The following is an 18,475-nucleotide window of genomic DNA, read 5'->3' as shown; positions in this document are numbered from 1 at the left end:
GGCCCTCCTGTTAAATCGAGATGCCGATTTCAGCCAAGTATTTTTTAAGATCGCTCTGCTGTACAGAATTCAGGCTATCCCAATTTGCAGCGATGTAAGATGCCGCGCTGTCATTCTTTCCGGCCCCTGCGTATGTCAAAATGGTGCGCTTCAAGCCGTTGTAGTTTGCGATCCCCATACCACCGGTAGACCCGCCGGAGTTCAGTTTGTAATTATACCAAGCTTGATCTGCTCCCAGGCTTCCGGCAGCTTTAGAAGAAGCAGCGCCCCACGCCCCGTCTGCAGGGACACCGTAATAATTTTGCAGTGTCTTAACCTGCGCAGGCGTGAGGCTCCCGTTGTCGTATGTAGCTACGGGAGTGTTGCCGCTCCCACTGCCTCCGCTGCTTTTCACGCTGGGCTTTTTTGTAGAAGTGCTTTTTACAGAGGATGCAGACGCGCTTTGCAGCACTGCCAGTCTCATAGCCAGCGCATCGGCGGAGGAAATGCCTGCCGCTGCCAGCGTCGAGGAATCCGGCATCACACCCATGCTAAGCATTGTTTTTGCCAGATTATTAGCATATGTCTGCGCGTCGCTGGTCTTGTTATAGTCAAACTCCTGCTGCCACTGGTTCTGGCTGTTCGCATACTGCTGTTGCTGTGCATCATACTGCTTTTCCCAATTGGACTGAGACTGCGCCGCCGAATCTTCCGCCGCCTGTGCTTCTGACTGCCGGACGTACTCCTGATACAGCGCTTGCGCAAGCTGAGTATCACCGCTGGCCTGCGCCTGATTGATAGCAGAATCATACTGAAATTTCAGCTTCTGCGCCGCCAGCGCGTTTTCACTCAGCGCGTCCGCTTCGCTGGTACTTATGGATGAAAGATTCTTTTGCAGCACCGCCGAATTGGCAAGCGCCGCCTGCCCGGACGTGCCGGTGTTCAGTCCACGGGACACCGCATACTCATTGAAGGACTGCTTCGCAACCTCATTCTGAGCTGCCGCATCATTCCGTGCGGCATAGTAGGTCTGCGGAATCTTTGTCGCCTGCGCCTTCAAATCTGACGTATTCTGGTCGTAGGCGCTTTTCAACGCCGCCAGTTGAGAGGCCGTCTGCGAAGCATACAGGTCTTTCAAATACTGAGAATAATCGCTGGTCGCAGAAGCCCCGCTGGAATACTGCGTACTGCTTGCGGAGGTACTGCCGCCGCTTGAACTGCCACCGCCAGAGCCGCCGCCGTAAGTTACACCGTCCACCACATAGCCGGGACTATCCGATGTTTTCGTAGCGCTTTTTGCGTAGCCGTCGCTGTCATAAGTAACGGACTGATTCCCCTGCTGGACGGTCTGCCCCGCTTTCGACATATCACGGGACATATCAGGCCCTTTTGCCATCGTATCCACCTCTCTTTTAAAATAAGGGCGGGGCAGCGCCCCGCCCTGTTGCTTTGTTTACACGTTGTACCAGGGCCGATATGCCCCAGTGATATTCGCATACGCCCGGTTCCGCTCCATCACGCAGCCACCGTTGGCCTGACTGGTGAGAGATGTGTTGCCCTCATACGTGACCACCACTATGCCCTTTACGGACACGACGATGCCCACGTGTTCCGTGATCGCGTCATTCTTCCCCCAGTGCATGAAGAGGATGTCGCCGGGTTTATAATCGCTTGTGACCCACTGCTTATGCTTTTTCGCGTAATCGGCAAGATCGGTGCAGCTCGCCGTTTTAACAGGCAGCGGCAGGTTGGCCCTGGCAAACACCCACTGCACAAACGCCATGCACCAGGCGTAATTGTGTCCGGCGGCGCCATAGAACCAATCATTGTATTTGACCTTGTTGGAGCCGGACGGGTACTCGATCACGCCCAGCTGGGACTCTGCCCATTTAAGGACGTTTGCCCGCTTTTCATCGTTCGTCATTTGTTCGCCCGCCATTTATTTGCCTCCGCTCAACTGCTTTACCGCCTGATTAACGCCGGTCGCCGCAAGGCCGCTCACAATACCCACGGCAATCGCCGTCAGCGGGTCGGTGGCGGGAAAGTTTGGAAGGCCGGTATACAGCGCCACAAGGCCCAGAATACCGCCCACAGCGCCACATGCGATGGGGATATATTTGTCGTTGTTGCATGGTGTGGCCTTGACCGCAAGGCCCACCAGATAGCAAATGGTTGTGATAGCGGCCACTGCCGCGATGCCAAGAGAACTAATATCCATAAATGCTCCTTTCGCACGGGGTCGGGAGCCGTGGGGCCCCCGGCCCCAATCCATATTATTCCGCCAGTGTGTCACCCTTGACGCGATAGACCTTACCGCCGATAATGCACAGCGCGTACATATCGCCCACATCGTTGTCCACCAGCTTGCCGTCCTCGACATACACCTTGTCCAGAGTGCCGGTGCCGGTATCCATCAGGCCCATACCGTTAGCCTCGGCGGGAGTGTCGCCTACAACGGTTTCCGCGATCTCCGCTTCGGTCAGGGTGTTCCTGCCGGGATTGAGCCGCAGATCAACGCCCAGCTGCTTCAGGTCGGCGTTGGTCTCCTCCAGCGTGGCTTTGCCTGCGGTGTATTTCGCAATAATGCGGTTGACTTCCTTGATGTTGTTCATGATGTATACTTCCTTTCAATCTTATGTTCTGCCGCCCCTCGGCGGCTGGATTACGTTTTTGCCGCGTCCTCCAGGTCCTTGATGCGGTTGTTTGCAACCTTGATCTGCTCCTCCAGCACCGGGACGCGCTTTGCAAAGTTGTTGTGCTCCCGCACCTCCCGGGTCAGCTCCTCCAGCTTGGTATCGGTGACGGCCTGTGCCGTGCTGATCTGCGTCTGAGTCTTGTCGGCGGCGGTGTTGTTTGAGTACACAACTCCGATCAGCGCCAGCCCGCCGGTAATAAAAGCTACAAGAATGCTCTCCAATGTCTCACCTCCAGTAATATCGCGGCCGATCGCCGCCCCGGACGGCGTACCGCATCCAGTCAAGCCCGACGATCATCGGCCCGCTGACGAGGCACCACAGGGCCGCAAACTGCGGGCAGACTTGCCCCAGCACATTGCCAGGGAATTCAGAGTAGTCCCACACGCCCCAACCCAGCCAGAGGTTGACCACGCACCCGGTCACGAACTCCGCCGCCGTGATAGCCGCGCCGCACAAGAGCGCCTGCTCCCAAATTGGAGAAGCCCACGGCAACTCCGCGCCCATGCGCTCCAGAACGAGGCCTACCAGCAGCGCCAGCACCAGCATCGTCCAGTTGATTCCCTGCGGATGGCCCTGTGCTGTCTTCCACGCCACCTCAATAAGAAAGTATGTAACCCCAACGAAGCAGCCCAGTAACCCGCTGAGAATCACGTCCCCGACCTTACGCATTTCCGCCTCCCAGCACTGTGGCCATGTGCGCCGCAAGATCGTCCGGCAAAACCGCGCCGTAGGCGATGGCCTGCAAGTCCGCAATGGTGGTGCAGCGCTTTACCCACGCCCGGACATGGTTGCAGTAGGTCTGGTGATACAGGACGTGCGCGGTCGCCCCCTTTGCCATGATTGCGATATCCGCCGCCGGGTAGATTTCGCACAGTGCCCCGTCCAGATGGTAAGCGTAGCCGGTCCCGCCTGCCTTAATGGCCTCCTGCGCCGTGGAAAGGTTAATCTGATCCGGGATGGTCAGCGAAATATGCCCCGCCGTGCCGTCGGATAGCGTCACCCCACACCCGGCGGTAATGGCAGCGTCGCAGGCGGCGTTGACCTCCGTCAGCTTTGCGGCCTGCACATCTGCAAGCGGCGACTCCGGTTCAGTGGTGACAACCTCCTCGTAGCAAAGTTCTCTTGTATCGCGGCCAAAAACCAGCTTATAAGTTTTCCCATCACTCGGATACTCTGGAAAAGACTCAACTGCAATGGATTCCTCCGGTGCAGACTTTTGATCATAATAGATCTCAAGCCCATCTGACCTGCAAACTACATAAACCATAGCAAACCTCCGTTAAACACATTCAAGGGATACAACTTTTGAGCAGGGTAATTGCTTTACAACATGAGTTGAGCCTCCTCGTACTGAAATGAAAGAGTGCGTCGCACCGTTCAACAAGTATGAATCAGCACTTCTAATATTGATTGGGTAGAACCTATTTAGGGGATCATCTATTCCGGTTTTTATGTTATAGGGCAATGAAAACAGACATCCTGATCCCCCAGAACTACCTAGAATCGGAGAATAGTTCACTGCACAAAAGGCACCTATCACATCGTCCAAACCGACTATTACATCGTTAAAGTCCTCTCCCACAAGCACACTCCTATCATAGGGTATGCCCTCCATCCAGTTAATCCTTGATAGCGCACCTGAAAAATAATAGGGTACTGTATTATCCACATAGAAGGATTTTTGTATAAGTTTATATACTTCTCCTGTCTCCAGTGACACATACACAGTAACACCTGTTGCCCCGTAGTAGGTAAAAAAGACATATTTGTCGGATGAACCGAACCCGTACAGATTCTGTATGACCCCCATGTCAAACGTGTTAGAAAACGTATATGCACCAGTAGTCAGATTCATCTTGCATACTGCCACCGTTGAGGTTAGAACCGTTGTAGCAGTTGCTCTAGAGAATAGGATATAGGCAAATCCATTTTTTACAACAGGAGTAGCGGCACCCATATAAGTCCAACCAGCCGGAGGAGATATAGCATAGATTGCATCACAAACAACAGAGGATACAGTATTTCCATTGTCAGAAGATGTTGCGTGATATTTTGCCACTGACCAGCTAGCAGAAAATCCATTGGTAACATTTGAAACTAGGGCATAAACTCCTTGGTCATCGGAGTGAAACAAAGTCGCGCCGGTTACCGATATAGAGGCAGTCGTGCTTGATCTTCCCAAAGCCCATATTTTATTCATATCTGGTGAGTAAGTTAGAGTTGCGTTACTTGTGCCATATTTCCAAGCCATCCAGGGATATCCAAATGAGCTAGAGCTAAATGCATCAGCTGTCTTTGTTCTATTGGTTGTTACTACGTAAAAACCAGATGTGCCACTCATACAGATAAAAGAATCGGTACTACCGTATACTGGATATAAATAGGGTGTTGAAAAGGATGATACGTTTGAAAGAATCGAGAGGGAGGTTATTGCTCCAGTTGATAGATTGCAATAGTATACGGTGTAGTCAAAGTTCGAGGTGTTTACGGTGTTTGGGCTTCGTAGGAGGCCGACGGCATAATCGCCACAAATCAGGGACGATACAATAACAGTGTTAGACGGCAGCGTGGCTACCGCTTTCAATGTATCCAAGTCATACCTAATCCGATATGGACCTCTACTTGTTAGCTTTTTACGAACACCTTCAACCCAGTCTTTTACAGTAACAGCAGCGGGAGACTGAAGCACAGAGGCAGGAGTAACAAACTTCGTATTATCCGTCCCGGCAGCTACTTCCTCAGTAGTTGCTTTTTTCGCAGCAATTGCATCAGACGTCTTTGCCGGGGTCATAAACTTGATGTCGTCAGTCCCGGCTTTGGCTTCCTCCGTAGTGGCCTTGTCAGACTCCTGAACACTGCCATCCGCCTTATCAACAAGCGCCTGAACCTCGCTGCTCAACTTGGTTTTAGTGATCGTGCCTTCGGGAATCTGCCCCAGAACGATATCCTGCAGTTCAGATTTGTCGGCCTTATTCGCGTCAATTTCAACCGTCAGCGTCTCGTTGATGTACTGCTTGACGGCCTCGCCGGCCTCGTCGTATTTTGCTTTCAGCTCCGCCGCAGTCAGCCCGCCTACGTCGTTGGGTTCATCGTCCAGCGATTGAATGACCTGCATATCTTTTGTAAACTTTGTCAATGCCATATCACTTCACCTCACATCGCCTGCGGGACCGTTCCCGTCTCATTGATTTTCCGTTGCAGTTCGTGGTTACCGCGTCCACCTACCACGGGTATTCCGCTGTCGGGGGAGGGGGGCTGTTCGGCCCCCGCTCCGCCTAAGAGCGGACTGTCAGGAATTGTCCCATCGGGGAGCGTTTGCGTCTGCTGCATAATCTTGATAAGCGATTCGCGGTCGGTAATGGACCCGGCGGGGAGCCGCTTCAAATACTCGACTGTGGAAATACGCTTATTCATGAGCAGGTTATCAAGCGTCTGCTGGCTTGCGATCTCAGACCAGTAAGAAGAATTACCGACATCCAGCTTGATCTGAAATGGCAGCTTTTTCAAAATAGAGAAGTCAAAGGAAATAACCAGTTTGTCGGTGTCATATGGGTTTGCGATCTGAACAAACCGTGTCCCGTAATACTCGCCCATAAATTCCATGTAAATACGGCCCAAATCCTCAACGCTCTGCAAAAGGTTCTGCTTCGTCAGCTCCATAGGCGTCGCCGCCGCCCGCTGCAATGCGATAATGGCGGAAGTGTTGTCCGGTCGGGTGTCTCCCAAGGCCACGTCGGACGCGCCGAGGAATTTTTGCGTGTAGGAGACAGCAAGGTCAATAAACTGCGCGATCTGAGGGGAGATAGTGGCCGGGTCCACAATTTTGCTCACATTTTCAACGGAACCGTTCACCCCGATAGCCGCGCCGACCCGATTGTCCCATTTCACAATTCTCGTGCGGTCAAATACCACTTTCGGATATGCCAGCGTCATAAGGGAAATCATGCTCATGGCAAACAGCTTATTGACAAAAATCTGGTTTGGAATCAAGCCCGTAATCATGGCCTGTCCATGGTAGCAGTCCTGCACATAGTCCCAGTTCATCCAGGTAACCGGATACAGCTTGATACCGAGATCCCAGTCCTCTCGTACAACGCAGTCTTTTGTACATTCATACCCGTGAATGGTTCCTGTTTTCTTGTCGCGCCACAGGCGCAGCAAAACCGTTACTTTCCCGCCGCCCAGCCGGTCAAGATTGCTGTCGGAGAGGTTTTCCTTATCGTCCGCCTGAATCATACTTTCAGCGTCGCTCTCCGAAACGTCGTTGGCAATAGCCCGGTCGATCGCGTCTTCCACCAGCATCCGCCGGTCAATGATAATAAACGGTTGGGACTGCACATCCCGGCAATTGGGATTCCCGAAGGTAACCTGCGTATTCTGCAAAACCTCCGTGCGAATGGCGCCTTTCGCCGTCTGCCCGATATCCGCATCCGGGTCAAAATAGGTATACGTGCAGCCGTCTGCGTCCACCGCGGCATTCCTGGCGAACTCCCGAACGCAGGAACCGATGTTGTTCATTTCGAAAATGTTGGCGAACTGATCGTTGATGATGTCCGTCAGGACTTCCATAGTGTGCGGGTCCCGCTCTCCGGTTGACGGCATATTCTCCGCGTGGAGCTTCAGATTGTCCGTGGACACGTTCGCGACGGAGAACAGCACCACGCGCTTTAAAAAGTTGAATACAGGGGTTGGCAGGCCATTTGACTTTACGCCCTCCCACTGCTTACCAATGAAAAAGTTCTCATTGGTCTCCACGTTCCGGTACAACTCAATCCCATTATTGAAGTCAAGTCCGGCGCGATAGTCCTTGTAGACGCTCTGCGGCGTCGGTTCATAGGTATTCCTCATATGTTCCTCCAGCCTATTTCACATTCCCGGAGTACCGAAGCTGCACATCTGCCTGCAATACCGTGGCCGTCGCCGTGGCGCTGTTGCTCTCAAACACCAGCTTGTAAAACGTCGCCTTTTTCACCTTCAGCTTGATCCGCTTTACCTGCGGCTTGCGGTTTGTGTTAAACGAAAAATGGTTGTAATCCACGTGTAGGAAAGTCGCCATATTTGCGGAGACAACCTTTTCGGGATAATCGCTGCGCCGGTTACTTTCAGCGGTAACCAGCACCCGCGCCCCATCCTCCGGCTGAATGGAAACAAACACCAGCGTGGAATACTTCCGCATCCACTCTTTTTCAAAGTCCATGGAGCCAGTCGCCGCCCGTGCATCAATGGCGGCCCCATCGTCGTTCCGGTACTGTCTGGATATGTGTCTAACCTTTCCGTCAGAGCCAAATGCAAGCACTTTTCCATTACACTTAAGCGCCAGCGCCGCCGGAATACCGCTGTACCGATACCACGCATCATTCGAGTAGTTCAAAATCAAAGCGTCGTTACCGCGGCAAAACCAAAATTCATAATTGTCACGGTCATTAAACGTCTCGGTTTCGGAAAGGTTCATTTCGCTGGTGGTGACCCACACCCGGTCGCTGATCCGCTTTGCGGTCCGCTCGTCCGAAACCAGATTCCCGGATGAAGACGTGGATTTCCACTCGTAAATGCTGCTGGAACAGAGAGAAAGCGGGTTATTCTCCACAAGACGGACCTGCCCCATGGCCTCATTTCCAAGCTCCCGGTTTACGGGGGTGCAGTAAAACGCCGCCGTCGTGCTGGAATCGTCCAGTGTGGCGATGCCGTACTGGCAGGAATAAACGCTGTTGGTCTTGTACACGACTAGCCGGGAATAATGGCGAACCAGCGCCGTGATCGGCGTGTTGCTCTCGCCAACCGACATCTCGTAAAGGTCCGGGAAATACTCAGCTGTCGGGTTCCCGTCGTAATCCAGTCCAGAATAAATCGTTTTGTTGGTTCCGTCTCCGTAGAGGAAAACACGGGTATCCGTGCTGCCGTTGAATGTCTCGCAAAAGCGCATTCCGGCGACTTCCGCCCGGGCACCGTCTCCCTTTCGATAGGTAACGGTGACGGTGTTGGTCCCCTTTGCGACGGCGCTTGCAAACGTCAGCTTCCCGGCGGTCAAATCCGTAGTGTAAGTAACGCTGGTCCCGGATACTTCGGTAACAGCGGAAATGCCGGTCTCCGGCAGCTGAAAGGCCGTGGCCGAACCGTCGGGGGAAAATTTCACCCTACGTAGCCCGGTCAGCCGGTTTACCGGCTGCAGAGTCGTACCGGCGCCGGACGGGGAAGTAGCGGTTTGGACAATGGGAACATACCCGGTGACCTCTGAAAAACTCGTCCCGGCGGTCCCGCTCCATGCCTTGTACTCATGCCCGTTCAGCAGGTACACTTTGCCGCCAAATCCGAAGAATGAGGTTTTATCCTGCGTGCAGGTCCCGACCGCCGCCGAGGTCCAATCGGACGGATTCACTTTGAAAATCACGCCGCCGAACGCGCACAAAAGCGTCTCAGAGGTCCCTAAAATCCCGCTCCACGCCCCAGAAAACGCTGGCGCATCCGTGGGCGCTGTGTTGCCGGGAACGGCGCACCACGCATCCCACGCGGCCCGCAGATCGAAAACAGTTGCGCTTCCGGGCCGCACCTGCAAATGCCCGTCCATGGTGATCCTGAAATTCCGAAGCTCTGACAATTCACCGTTTTTGATTTTGGTGTCTCCGTCCGGGTTCTCGTTCAGCCCCAAAAATTTTTTAATTGTCAGAATGGAGTTTGCCATCGTTACCCTCCGTAGTTCAGATAGGAAGCGTCACACTCTCCGCCGGTCATTTCCTCGTCATAATCCGTCCCGGAGTCGCCCAATTCCTCCGGCTTCTGCGTTTCCATCTTCTGCGCCCCCATCACGCGGGTAACCGCAAAATAACGGCAGGCGTCGCAAATATGCGTAATGTCATGAGGCTCCGTGGCGCAGTCGGAGGGGTTTTTCTCGTCGTGTTGAATGGATGGGAGGTTCCGAATCAACCCCACGCATTCATTTGTTACAAGAAGCCCGGGTCGGTCCTTATCGGAGCACACGGGCTTCAAAAGCTCCTTCAGCGCCATCCAGCCCTGAATCCGATTGTTACTGGCCTTAATTATGCCAACGCCGTTTTCCATGAAGATTTCCGCCATGGTCCGCCCGCTGTCCTTCTGCCGGTTCCACATATCGGGCGGGGCTATGGTAAATTCAATCCTCTCCGTGGGCGGCGTCAGGCTGTTCATCAGGGCTGCGGCCGCAGAGACAATCAATCCGCTTTGCTGCACCTCGCGGTATACGTAGCACCGACCATCAAAATTAACCGCAATCCACAGGCAGGCGAACATATCAAGGCCGTAGTCGAACGCCCTGTATTTCTTCCATTCCTGCGGGACGTGGACAAATGGAGCGATTACGTGGGATTCCCTGCGGAACTCCGGGAAAAAGATGCCGGAAAGCGTGTTCCAATCGCCGTACCGCCATGCACGGCGCACATCGTCCGGCAGCGTGTCCAGCATATTCAGGTATCCGGGGGAGCCTTTCAGCAAATCAGGGTTATCATCCACCGTGGCCTGAATAAAGCGGTAATCCTCCGCTTTCTCGCCGTCCCGATACTCCCGATCAACAAAAAGCCGCTTCACCCACAGATGCCCTATTCCGCCGGGGTTGCAGGTAAGGTACATTCGCCGGGGAATGTCAGACGTTCCGCGCAGGCATGCGCCCAGGACGCGAAATTGTGCTTCTGTAAACTGAGTTGCCTCGTCTATAAAAATCCAGTCAAATTCCTGTCCCTGATATTCCAGGTCCGAGCCGGTGTCGTAATGTCCAAATTTGATAGTGGAGCCATTGGCAAACTGCATAATGTGAGCCTGCTGATTGTAGCTTGCAATTTGCATTGGGACCATCTGAATGATGGGCGTAATCAGGGAGTTTTCCATATCCGGGTAGTGCTTGCGGATGATTAAAATGCGGATGCCGGGATAGGTCAGCGCACCACCTACGGACTTTACACGAATTGCGTGGCTCTTGCCGCCGCCTCGCGCGCCGCCGTAGCATACGTACAGTTCACGGGCCTGATAAAACTGCTTTTGTTTTTCGTTGGCATGTCCAAAGTTCATGTTGAACACGCCGCCCGCTTTGCTGAAACTCTTGTATGCCAATGCGTTCACCTTTCCTGATATCCCAATCAGGGGGCCATTGCGGCCCCCTGATTCTGTTGGTTATTCGTATGCCTTGGTCCCCTCGATGCCGACGCAGCCGTCCTTCGTGCCGATAGCCCGCATGGTCTGGCCTGCGGTCAGCGTCACGGGGGCCGTATAGGTTTCGGCGGTGGTGGAGTACCGCGGGTTGGTTCCGTCCACAGTGTACTTAAACACCACGCCGGAAACGGCGGTGATCGTGACGGCATGGCTGGCAATGGCCATGGCGGGAGCCGCCAGAATTGCGGTAGCGTTGCCGCACACGGCGATGCCGTCGCCCTTGGTTCCCAGCACAAAGCTGTCGTAGTAGGTCACACCCTGCACCACGGGGCCGGAATAACCCTGCACCTTAGGCAGAATGTCATACTTCTGGAGCTTCACGGGGTCAATCGTGCTGCCCTTGTACTTGATGAAGAAGTACACGCCGGCGGGCATATAACGAGTGGGAATGGGCTTGACCTTATTTCCGTCGAACTCTCCGACGACGCCCTTGGTCAGCGCCTCCTTGCCCAGCGATTCCACGCCCAGCCAATCGGGGTTCTGCTTCAGGAGCTTGTAATACTTCGTACCAATGTACAGAGTCCGATTTTCCAGAGGAACCAGCGCATCCGTCATCTCCGCGCCCGCGTCGATAATCAAGCCGCCAATGGTGACCTTTGTGGGTTCGGTAGGCTCCAAAATCTGAATATTGCCGCCCATGCTCCACTTTTTGATGCGCCGCTTATCCATGCCGGGGACGGTCACTTCGTCCAGCTGGCGCCGCAGCGCCTTGGCCGCGGACTTCTCAATGGCCTGATCCGTACCGTCCAGCGCGTCGATGGTGAAGCTGAACGCAGGGGCACACTCGCAGGTCATTTCCTGCAAGGTATCGCCCACGTCATGCACATCACCAAAGCGATTGCTGCCGCTGCGGTTGTACTCTGTCTCAGGGACAGTGTTCACAGAGCCGATGCGAATGGTCTTGCTGTTGGGGTCGATAAACGTATAGTCGTGGCCGCAGTCCGCGTCCGTGATGGACGCTTTCTTAAACCGCTCCGCGATTCTAGTCGCGTATTTGGTTGCGTAATTGAATGCCATAAATAATCCTCTCTTTCGTCATAGGAATGCGAAGAGGACACTTGTATCAGGAACCGAAACCGTCCAAAAACGGATCGCTGGCTTTGCTCTCCGCCCCGGCGGTCTTCATGCTGCCGGTAGAACGACCAGCGTTTTTGGTATTCTGGTCTTTTGCAGCGGATTCCTGCTTTACTCGTTGGGCCTCCGTAAGAGCCTGTTTCTCCCGCCACAGAGCGTAGGCAACAGCCAACCGCTGCCCTTGCTTCACGGCGTCCCAGACCTCTTGTGGAATGGCGTTTGCGTCCTTTGCCGCATCCGGGAATGTCTTCTGAAACTCCGCGATATCGGCGTTTCGCCGCTCCTCTGCGGAACTCTCTGTCTGCGCCGCCTGCTGGGCGGCGGTCTTCTTTTCGGCCTCCTCGGCCTCTTTTGCCATAACGGCGCTCTCTCTGTCCTCCAGATCGACAGCCCGCTTTGCCTCGTCCTCACTCATGCCGGAGGACTTCTTTGCCTCCGTTCGCACAAAGGCAACGTACTGTTCGACGGTCATATTGGACTGCTTCGCCATCTGCGAAAACATCTCCATGACCGGCTTCGCCGCGTCGTATTTCTCCCGTACCCGATCATAGTCAAGACCCTTCTGGGCAAGAGTGGTTATCTCCTGCTCATTAACGGCCTTTTCCTCGCCCAGATGCCGCAGTGTCCATGTCTTGGGGGTTTCCGGTGCAGGTGCCGCGGGTTCTTCAGTTTTCTCAGCGGGGGGCGTCTCCGGCGCTGCGCTTGCGTCCGGCTTGTCGGCATCCGCCTCCTGAGTGGGTTCCTGCGTCTCGGACTCCGGGTGTTCTTCCGTATTGCTTTCCGGGCTTTCAGCCTCCGGGGTTTCGGAGTTTTCTGCACCGTCCGCGCCCCATCCGTCCAGAAATGCGTCGCTGGTCGGCGTGCTTTCCTCGGCGGGGGTGTTATTCTCGTTCTCCATGAAATCACCTTTCCCCGGCTGGTCTGCCGGTTTGTATTTCTCGCGGCTGGTCTGCCGCGCATGGCTAATAAAAAGAGAGCCAGCCACTCTCAAAATGAAAGTGGTTGGCTCTGGCTCTTAGGCTCTGGCTCGTTCTCTATTTCGTTTTCAGTCCGTTTTGGTTCTGTCTAAGCCGACCTGATCCCTCTGTGCGATTAAAACAGGCGGAGACGCCTCATTGGACCCGTATTCACGCCCTGCATGAATACGGGGGCAGCTTACTTTATGACAGCGTTTACAGTAAAGCGGGACGTTTTCCAAAACAGAATCCTCTGTCAACCGCTGCACATTCCAACCGCAGTGCGGGCAATGATACCACCATTCTTTTTTCACCATAATGCAAACTCCCCATACTCGATGCCGCCGTACACGTCCTCAACCTGCGCAGCTTCTGCCTTGTTTATCCGTGCTGAAATGACAGAAAGTGCCGCGTCTCCGGTGCTGCTAAAATAAGAAGCAAGGCTGCTGTCCTGTGATTCAATGGCAATCAGTGCCGACGCCAGATAGTAGGGAAGCACCCCGGACACAACAGCATCGGCAAGCTCGATTTTTTCTCCCGGCGCTGCTACGCGAACGTAAGGTTCTCCGACTGCCAGACTTACTCTCGCAAGAATGGAATCCAGAATATCCGGCGTTCTTACCAGGTATTCCTTCGTGTCGGTGGTGGCAGTTGCGCCGGTGGATTCGTTCTGTTCGTCCATCAAGCGAATTGCCTTGTCAAACACGTCCTGCACGGTCATAGAGAATCACCTGTCTTCGCTTTCACGCCGTATGTCATGATATTTTCAACGCCCTCGTCTACGCTTTCGGGAACAGGTTTGATTACTTCGACGCCCTCGGGTCCCTTGACTTCAACCCTGGGAGCGTGCGCAGCTTTTATCTCAGCCAAACGCAGGCGCGTGTAGCACAGCATGAAAACAAGCAAAGCGATCAGTACGGCAAAAACACACGCCAGAACCCCGATTTCCAAAATCCGCATGACGCCCCTCCGTTACTTGAAGTCCGAATCGTCCATTCCCTTGCCCATGTTCACGTTCACGGAAATGTCCTGCCGCGCCTCAACCTTGTCCTGATACCCGCCAAAGCGGGGTTGCTTGTTCAGGAAAATTCCACGGGTCACCATGCCCTTTTCCTGATAGCGGGGATCTGTCTCGATCTGGTTTTGAATGCGCAGATAGGCCATCTGCGCGGTCTCCTGAAAATCCGGGCAGCGTTTACCGTCGTACCAACGCCGAAGTGTCTCAATCGTGACGTTTAAGTGCAGCGCAAGGCCAGCCTCTCCATACAGAGCGCCGTCTTCATCGCACGTCCTGAAATACTCGTCGCATTTCGCTTTTAGCAAGTCGGCGGTTGCATAGTCTCGCTGTCCAGCATTTTTCTTCTTTGCCATGCTTACACCGCCTTTCTTGAATATCTTTCTCGCCAATTCAGCGAGGGGGATTGCCCCGTTACAACCGCCACGGGACCCGGGCGGCGGAGGGAAGTTCTATATACTCTCAACTGCATTGTATCACTTTTTAATCCACTTTCAAGCACTATTTTTTAGTCGTTTTTGTATTTTGATAACTTTTTAAACGTTTTAAAACATTTTGCATAATATTGTTACTCCCAAAGCGTCCTGATATTTTGAGAACCCGGGATTCCAAAAGCCCCGCCCCCTGATTTTCCGCTACCCCCTGCCAGCTTGCGCCATCGTGAGCAAGCAACATAGCGCAGGAGCATGTCCCTAAAGCCGCGGGATACGTGAGTGGAATATCACCTACCCCGCCAGCGCGAGGCCCGCCGTTTTTCTGCTACCCCTCCCCCTATCAACTCCCGGACGGGAGAACGTCTCGCAGACCACTGCACAGGCCCCCCATGCTGCCCCGCGCCTCCAGGCAGGCCCGCTTGTATCATCTGCGCCCAGCGACACGGATCACCTTTTGCGCCGGTGCCAAATAGCGCCCCTGACTACACAGAAAAGACACAGCGCAAGCGTAATCCATTGATATCACAGTAAAAACACTTAATGCCCGATTAAAACTCACGGCTTTTTGCCTCTTGCGGCGGCTGGCCATGATCCAGCACACCACACAAGCCGCGCGAATGGTCTTAGTGTGAAATATAAGTTATGCTAATAGCTAGTCGCAATTGTACGCGCGTTTTTTATACATAACCGCATGTTCTCTCTCCCAAAATCGCACACCTCAAAATATGGACACCAGCAGCCATGCGTCAATGCTCAAAAGCCCCCCGCGGTGGAGAGGTGGAGAAGTGGAGCAGTTTCCCTATTCTCTCGCGTGAGAGCGTATAGAGCGTACAGGGTGTATATATTACCCTCTATACGCTCTAATAATTAAGAATATAGATATAATACACCTACTCCACCGGATTACCCTGTGCGCATTGCCGCGCAACGGATTAGCGGCGGTGGAGTACCTAGAAATCTATTCCACCTAATCCACTTATCCCACCGGTGGAGTAAAACGGCAAAATTTTTACTCCACCGCCCTACTCCACCGGAATAAAATCAAAGCCCCAGACGGCATTAAACCGTCTGGGGCTTTGCTCATAGCTTGTCTTTGATCGCGTCAATAATCCAGGCATTGATACTCTGGCCGCTGGCCTGCGCGGCTGCTTCTATCTGTTCTTTTGTAAGTCCGTCAGTGCCATCCTTGTGCAAGCGGAACACAACACGTTCCAGCTTTTCTAAATGCCTGGCGTTCCCCGCCCTCTTTGCATCCGTTGACATGAAAAACAACCTCCAAAAACTTAAATATACTTTGACAGATACATCATATCATTTTTTAATTCATGACGCCATGTGCATAATAAACATAAAATTCATGGCAACATTAGCTAATCTGCCCGCTTGACATTCATGGCACCATGAATTATGATTAGGCCATGAACCAAACAGCAGCGAACAGGCCGATAGGCCGGAAGGAGATACAACATGAACAGAATCAACATTGAAGCCCTGCGTCAGATAGCCGCCGATGCTTTCGCCGCCTCTGAAGAACTCAAGCTCTTTTCAAAGTCCCTGACCTCACACTACGCGGCGGACTGGACCCGCGAACAGTACGCCCGCTATTGGAAGCTTGATGGGGTAGAATACGCCCGCTGGGACGCACTGCGGGGTGCCTGCTCTCTGATCGGCGCGGAACAGTCCGCTGTGGTTGCCTTTTTCAAGGCCGTGAACCGGTATGAGAAGCACCGGGGACGCTGGGATCGTTGCATCTGGAGCGTAAAGCAGTCCGGCACCTATGACAGCGCGGAGCTTTTCCAGTCTCTGACCTCTGAGGATGGCGAGCTTGGCCGCCAGTATTACCAGAGTACGGGCCGCCCCATCTGTCAATGAAAATCTGCTGCCCCTAAAGGGTCGAGCGCATCGGCCCTATTCCAGGAACCAATACATCAAGGAGGAACTCACCATGACAAAGTTTTTTGAGAACTGCAAGACGCTGGACGAGTTGAAGAAATCCTATAAGGCTGCGGCGATGAAGTATCACCCGGACCTGGGCGGCGACACCGCCACCATGCAGGCAGTTAATGCCGAGTATGAGGCCCGTTTTGAAGTCCTGAAACGCGGCCAGAACGAACGCGCCGCCGAAGATACCACCGGCACGTCCCAGGCCACCACCGAGGCCCCGGAGGACTTCATCCAGATCATCAACGTGCTGCTTCACATGGACGGCCTGACCGTGGAGCTGTGCGGGCGCTGGCTCTGGATCGGCGGCGAGACCATGAAACACAAGGACGCGCTGAAAGCTGCAGGCTGCCGCTGGTCCGCCACAAAAAAGCTCTGGAGCTGGCACTTTGCCGAGGACGGCGCCAAATGGCATAAGAGCCATTACAGCATGGACCACATCCGGGGGAAGTACGGTAGTGAACGCTTCAACAGCGTGAACACTCGCGCCGACCAGCTGCCGGCCTGACGATAACAGCGGGGGCCGCAAGGCCCCCGCAGAAAGGAAACATCATGAACAGATATCAAGTAATCACATACAGCAGGGACATTGGAGCCGACGAAAAGCGCGACTACAAGACCCTGGAAGAAGCAAGCGCCGCGGTACTTCAAAAGTTGTCTTTTAGACCGGAAGATGTAGGAGTTGATGAGGCTGCACTTGTCTATGACTTAAAAGAAAAGAGAATTCGCGCAATCTGGGGATTTTGGCCGGAGTCTGCGAAACCGAAGGAGTCGTAAGCTGTGATTGACTGGACACGCTGGAACGCAACAGAGCGGAGGGTGCAAAATTACATTCAAAAGCCGTCCACTCTCAACACCATTGAGCGCTGCCAATACCTGGACCAGCAGACGGAGAAATATATCGCGGAGCTGCAAGCGGAGATTGCGCAGATGCAGGACTACAGGGCAGAGCTTTTCGCCCGGATGCAGCAGCTATACTCAGCCACCTATGATCTTAAAATCACACTCAAACGCGAGGTTCGATATGGTGAAAAGAAGTTTTATTTCCTTTGCATCTGGAGGGTTTACCACGAGGACGGTATAGCCCCGGAACTGATTGAAAGCACCAAGTACGCCGGCACAGAGCGGGCGCAAGCGATCAAGGACTACCGTGCGGCCCTGAAAGCCCACCCCGGGGTAGCCTGCGAGATGGACATAGCAAAGGGAAAATGGGAGAGATAAATGGGACCCGGAGAGCGTTTGCTCTCCGGGTCCCCGCGACCTACCAAACAGTAAGTTCTGAGGGGGTTTTTGTGTCCTATTTAGGCGTAATATCTAAAAAACAGTTGAATTTTGTAAAACATCGGTATAGTCTTGATGGATAAAGCCGTTATTCTGTTGCATCTAATTTGCTCGATACATAAAATTTAGTACGGAGGTCTCAAAAATGAATCGTGCTATAAGAGATCGGTGTTTTTTTAGCATTTTTATATTACAAGAAATTATCACTCTACATATAATTTATGTAAAATCTGGTAAGCTAGCAGACACACTTTCATTGTTTGTTATATGTGATTTTCTATTTGTTATGACAGGAGTTGTTGTAACAATACTAAAAGAAAGATTTTTGGTATATAAATTTATAGGATATTTAATCCTGTTCACTGTGTGGCAAGCTCTTTTAGTAGCAGCTATTTCGAGGTATTTCCCGGTTTCAATAGATTGGGTTAATAAAGTATTTACGCTTTTGGATTTGCTTTTTATATGCGTAGCCCGCTTTGCCTTTTATGGAAATCCAAAAAGAGAGCAGATTGTTGACTATATTAGGCTCCCAACATATATAGAATATGGCATTTCGCTAATTGCTGGGGCGTTTGGTATTAGTTCAAAATATTTGATTACCAGTGACTTTAGCACACTCTCTTTGATTTCTGGTTTCACAATAATTGATGCGGCAACGTCAGTCTTTTTTGAAATATATGCGAGATATAAGAACAACAGGGGCAAGGGTATTGATATTTTTTGATGGGGTTTCTCTTAGTATTATATATGTGGGCGGTCTCCATGCCACTTTAATAACCCATCTTGGCCCCGCAAGATGGATATATAAAAGGAACCCGGGGAGCGTTTTGCTCCTCGGGTTTTTATTGTTCACAGTTGCGACGCAGTATGCCTTGTATCAATTGGTATTGGTAGAAAAAAATTTGCAAAAGTCTTAAATCTCTG

Annotated in this window: 22 protein-coding genes; 5 read left to right on the top strand and 17 right to left on the bottom strand. The window is 52.9% G+C overall.

The annotated features are described in order from the left end of the window. Positions 1-10: 10 nt before the first annotated feature. The 17 genes from ABWQ15_RS07900 to ABWQ15_RS07815 form a co-directional block, all read right to left on the bottom strand. Entirely contained in the window at positions 11-1,375 is a 1,365-nt protein-coding gene (locus ABWQ15_RS07900; protein WP_353908216.1) for a hypothetical protein, read from the bottom strand. A gap of 57 nt (positions 1,376-1,432) precedes the next feature. Continuing rightward, positions 1,433-1,918 carry a CHAP domain-containing protein gene (locus tag ABWQ15_RS07895; RefSeq protein WP_353908215.1) on the bottom strand — a complete coding sequence of 162 codons (486 nt, stop codon included), beginning with the start codon at positions 1,916-1,918 and terminating at the stop codon, positions 1,433-1,435. Next, positions 1,919-2,197 (bottom strand): phage holin family protein, encoded by a 279-nt coding sequence (locus ABWQ15_RS07890; RefSeq protein ID WP_353908214.1) that lies wholly within the window; start codon positions 2,195-2,197, stop codon positions 1,919-1,921. 55 nt (positions 2,198-2,252) lie between these two features. Further along, a complete protein-coding gene (locus ABWQ15_RS07885; protein WP_353908213.1) occupies positions 2,253-2,591 on the bottom strand; it encodes a hypothetical protein in 339 nt (112 codons plus the stop codon). Between the two features lie 50 nt (positions 2,592-2,641). Then, the gene (locus ABWQ15_RS07880; protein ID WP_353908212.1) at positions 2,642-2,896 is read right to left on the bottom strand and encodes a hypothetical protein; all 255 of its coding nucleotides are present in this window, start codon (positions 2,894-2,896) and stop codon (positions 2,642-2,644) included. Between the two features lie 4 nt (positions 2,897-2,900). Further along, complete coding sequence (locus ABWQ15_RS07875; protein WP_353908211.1) at positions 2,901-3,344, bottom strand: putative ABC transporter permease; 444 nt, start codon at positions 3,342-3,344, stop codon at positions 2,901-2,903. Then, entirely contained in the window at positions 3,337-3,942 is a 606-nt protein-coding gene (locus ABWQ15_RS07870; RefSeq protein WP_353908210.1) for a DUF4376 domain-containing protein, read from the bottom strand. Before ABWQ15_RS07870 ends, ABWQ15_RS07875 begins: the two co-directional genes overlap by 8 nt. A gap of 12 nt (positions 3,943-3,954) precedes the next feature. After that, positions 3,955-5,817: a hypothetical protein gene (locus tag ABWQ15_RS07865; RefSeq protein WP_353908209.1), complete on the bottom strand. Its 1,863-nt coding sequence runs from the start codon at positions 5,815-5,817 to the stop codon at positions 3,955-3,957. Between the two features lie 11 nt (positions 5,818-5,828). Continuing rightward, positions 5,829-7,523, bottom strand: a complete 1,695-nt coding sequence (locus ABWQ15_RS07860; RefSeq protein WP_353908208.1) for a portal protein — start codon at positions 7,521-7,523, stop codon at positions 5,829-5,831. A gap of 13 nt (positions 7,524-7,536) precedes the next feature. Then, entirely contained in the window at positions 7,537-9,354 is a 1,818-nt protein-coding gene (locus ABWQ15_RS07855) for a hypothetical protein (RefSeq protein WP_353908207.1), read from the bottom strand. 2 nt (positions 9,355-9,356) lie between these two features. Then, on the bottom strand, positions 9,357-10,760 hold the full coding sequence (locus ABWQ15_RS07850) for a phage terminase large subunit (protein WP_353908206.1): 1,404 nt from the start codon (positions 10,758-10,760) through the stop codon (positions 9,357-9,359). 51 nt (positions 10,761-10,811) lie between these two features. Continuing rightward, positions 10,812-11,867 (bottom strand): chitobiase/beta-hexosaminidase C-terminal domain-containing protein, encoded by a 1,056-nt coding sequence (locus ABWQ15_RS07845; RefSeq protein ID WP_353908205.1) that lies wholly within the window; start codon positions 11,865-11,867, stop codon positions 10,812-10,814. Between the two features lie 46 nt (positions 11,868-11,913). After that, the gene (locus ABWQ15_RS07840; RefSeq protein WP_353908204.1) at positions 11,914-12,822 is read right to left on the bottom strand and encodes a hypothetical protein; all 909 of its coding nucleotides are present in this window, start codon (positions 12,820-12,822) and stop codon (positions 11,914-11,916) included. A 368-nt stretch (positions 12,823-13,190) separates the two neighbouring features. Next, positions 13,191-13,601: a hypothetical protein gene (locus ABWQ15_RS07830; protein ID WP_353908202.1), complete on the bottom strand. Its 411-nt coding sequence runs from the start codon at positions 13,599-13,601 to the stop codon at positions 13,191-13,193. Next, on the bottom strand, positions 13,598-13,840 hold the full coding sequence (locus ABWQ15_RS07825) for a hypothetical protein (protein WP_353908201.1): 243 nt from the start codon (positions 13,838-13,840) through the stop codon (positions 13,598-13,600). Before ABWQ15_RS07825 ends, ABWQ15_RS07830 begins: the two co-directional genes overlap by 4 nt. 12 nt (positions 13,841-13,852) lie before the next feature. Continuing rightward, positions 13,853-14,251, bottom strand: coding sequence for a terminase small subunit (locus tag ABWQ15_RS07820; protein ID WP_353908200.1), 399 nt, complete (start codon positions 14,249-14,251; stop codon positions 13,853-13,855). 1,158 nt (positions 14,252-15,409) lie between these two features. Further along, positions 15,410-15,592 carry a hypothetical protein gene (locus tag ABWQ15_RS07815; RefSeq protein ID WP_353908199.1) on the bottom strand — a complete coding sequence of 61 codons (183 nt, stop codon included), beginning with the start codon at positions 15,590-15,592 and terminating at the stop codon, positions 15,410-15,412. A gap of 204 nt (positions 15,593-15,796) precedes the next feature. Between ABWQ15_RS07815 and ABWQ15_RS07810 the strand changes: the two genes are divergently transcribed. The 5 genes from ABWQ15_RS07810 to ABWQ15_RS07790 all read left to right on the top strand — a co-directional run bounded on the left by ABWQ15_RS07810 (position 15,797) and on the right by ABWQ15_RS07790 (position 18,275). Continuing rightward, complete coding sequence (locus ABWQ15_RS07810) at positions 15,797-16,201, top strand: hypothetical protein (RefSeq protein WP_353908198.1); 405 nt, start codon at positions 15,797-15,799, stop codon at positions 16,199-16,201. A 73-nt stretch (positions 16,202-16,274) separates the two neighbouring features. Beyond that, positions 16,275-16,778, top strand: coding sequence for a hypothetical protein (locus ABWQ15_RS07805; RefSeq protein WP_353908197.1), 504 nt, complete (start codon positions 16,275-16,277; stop codon positions 16,776-16,778). A 44-nt stretch (positions 16,779-16,822) separates the two neighbouring features. Then, a complete protein-coding gene (locus ABWQ15_RS07800) occupies positions 16,823-17,047 on the top strand; it encodes a hypothetical protein (protein WP_353908196.1) in 225 nt (74 codons plus the stop codon). Positions 17,048-17,050: 3 nt separating this feature from the next. Further along, positions 17,051-17,491, top strand: coding sequence for a hypothetical protein (locus ABWQ15_RS07795; protein ID WP_353908195.1), 441 nt, complete (start codon positions 17,051-17,053; stop codon positions 17,489-17,491). Between the two features lie 205 nt (positions 17,492-17,696). Then, on the top strand, positions 17,697-18,275 hold the full coding sequence (locus ABWQ15_RS07790; protein WP_353908194.1) for a hypothetical protein: 579 nt from the start codon (positions 17,697-17,699) through the stop codon (positions 18,273-18,275). Positions 18,276-18,475: the final 200 nt, after the last annotated feature.

The sequence above is a fragment of the Oscillibacter sp. genome (assembly GCF_040505565.1).
Lineage (GTDB): Bacteria > Bacillota > Clostridia > Oscillospirales > Oscillospiraceae > Oscillibacter.
The sequence above is the reverse complement of the archived record's forward strand: the minus strand, read 5'-3'. Positions and strand labels throughout refer to the sequence as shown.

Coding starts and splice junctions, on each gene's coding strand:
- ABWQ15_RS07900 (WP_353908216.1), bottom strand. CDS start 1,375: ATGGCAAAAGGGCCTGATATGTCCCGTGATATGTCGAAAGCGGGGCAG.
- ABWQ15_RS07895 (WP_353908215.1), bottom strand. CDS start 1,918: ATGGCGGGCGAACAAATGACGAACGATGAAAAGCGGGCAAACGTCCTT.
- ABWQ15_RS07890 (WP_353908214.1), bottom strand. CDS start 2,197: ATGGATATTAGTTCTCTTGGCATCGCGGCAGTGGCCGCTATCACAACC.
- ABWQ15_RS07885 (WP_353908213.1), bottom strand. CDS start 2,591: ATGAACAACATCAAGGAAGTCAACCGCATTATTGCGAAATACACCGCA.
- ABWQ15_RS07875 (WP_353908211.1), bottom strand. CDS start 3,344: ATGCGTAAGGTCGGGGACGTGATTCTCAGCGGGTTACTGGGCTGCTTC.
- ABWQ15_RS07870 (WP_353908210.1), bottom strand. CDS start 3,942: ATGGTTTATGTAGTTTGCAGGTCAGATGGGCTTGAGATCTATTATGAT.
- ABWQ15_RS07865 (WP_353908209.1), bottom strand. CDS start 5,817: ATGGCATTGACAAAGTTTACAAAAGATATGCAGGTCATTCAATCGCTG.
- ABWQ15_RS07860 (WP_353908208.1), bottom strand. CDS start 7,523: ATGAGGAATACCTATGAACCGACGCCGCAGAGCGTCTACAAGGACTAT.
- ABWQ15_RS07855 (WP_353908207.1), bottom strand. CDS start 9,354: ATGGCAAACTCCATTCTGACAATTAAAAAATTTTTGGGGCTGAACGAG.
- ABWQ15_RS07845 (WP_353908205.1), bottom strand. CDS start 11,867: ATGGCATTCAATTACGCAACCAAATACGCGACTAGAATCGCGGAGCGG.
- ABWQ15_RS07840 (WP_353908204.1), bottom strand. CDS start 12,822: ATGGAGAACGAGAATAACACCCCCGCCGAGGAAAGCACGCCGACCAGC.
- ABWQ15_RS07830 (WP_353908202.1), bottom strand. CDS start 13,601: ATGACCGTGCAGGACGTGTTTGACAAGGCAATTCGCTTGATGGACGAA.
- ABWQ15_RS07825 (WP_353908201.1), bottom strand. CDS start 13,840: ATGCGGATTTTGGAAATCGGGGTTCTGGCGTGTGTTTTTGCCGTACTG.
- ABWQ15_RS07820 (WP_353908200.1), bottom strand. CDS start 14,251: ATGGCAAAGAAGAAAAATGCTGGACAGCGAGACTATGCAACCGCCGAC.
- ABWQ15_RS07815 (WP_353908199.1), bottom strand. CDS start 15,592: ATGTCAACGGATGCAAAGAGGGCGGGGAACGCCAGGCATTTAGAAAAG.
- ABWQ15_RS07810 (WP_353908198.1), top strand. CDS start 15,797: ATGAACAGAATCAACATTGAAGCCCTGCGTCAGATAGCCGCCGATGCT.
- ABWQ15_RS07805 (WP_353908197.1), top strand. CDS start 16,275: ATGACAAAGTTTTTTGAGAACTGCAAGACGCTGGACGAGTTGAAGAAA.
- ABWQ15_RS07800 (WP_353908196.1), top strand. CDS start 16,823: ATGAACAGATATCAAGTAATCACATACAGCAGGGACATTGGAGCCGAC.
- ABWQ15_RS07790 (WP_353908194.1), top strand. CDS start 17,697: ATGAATCGTGCTATAAGAGATCGGTGTTTTTTTAGCATTTTTATATTA.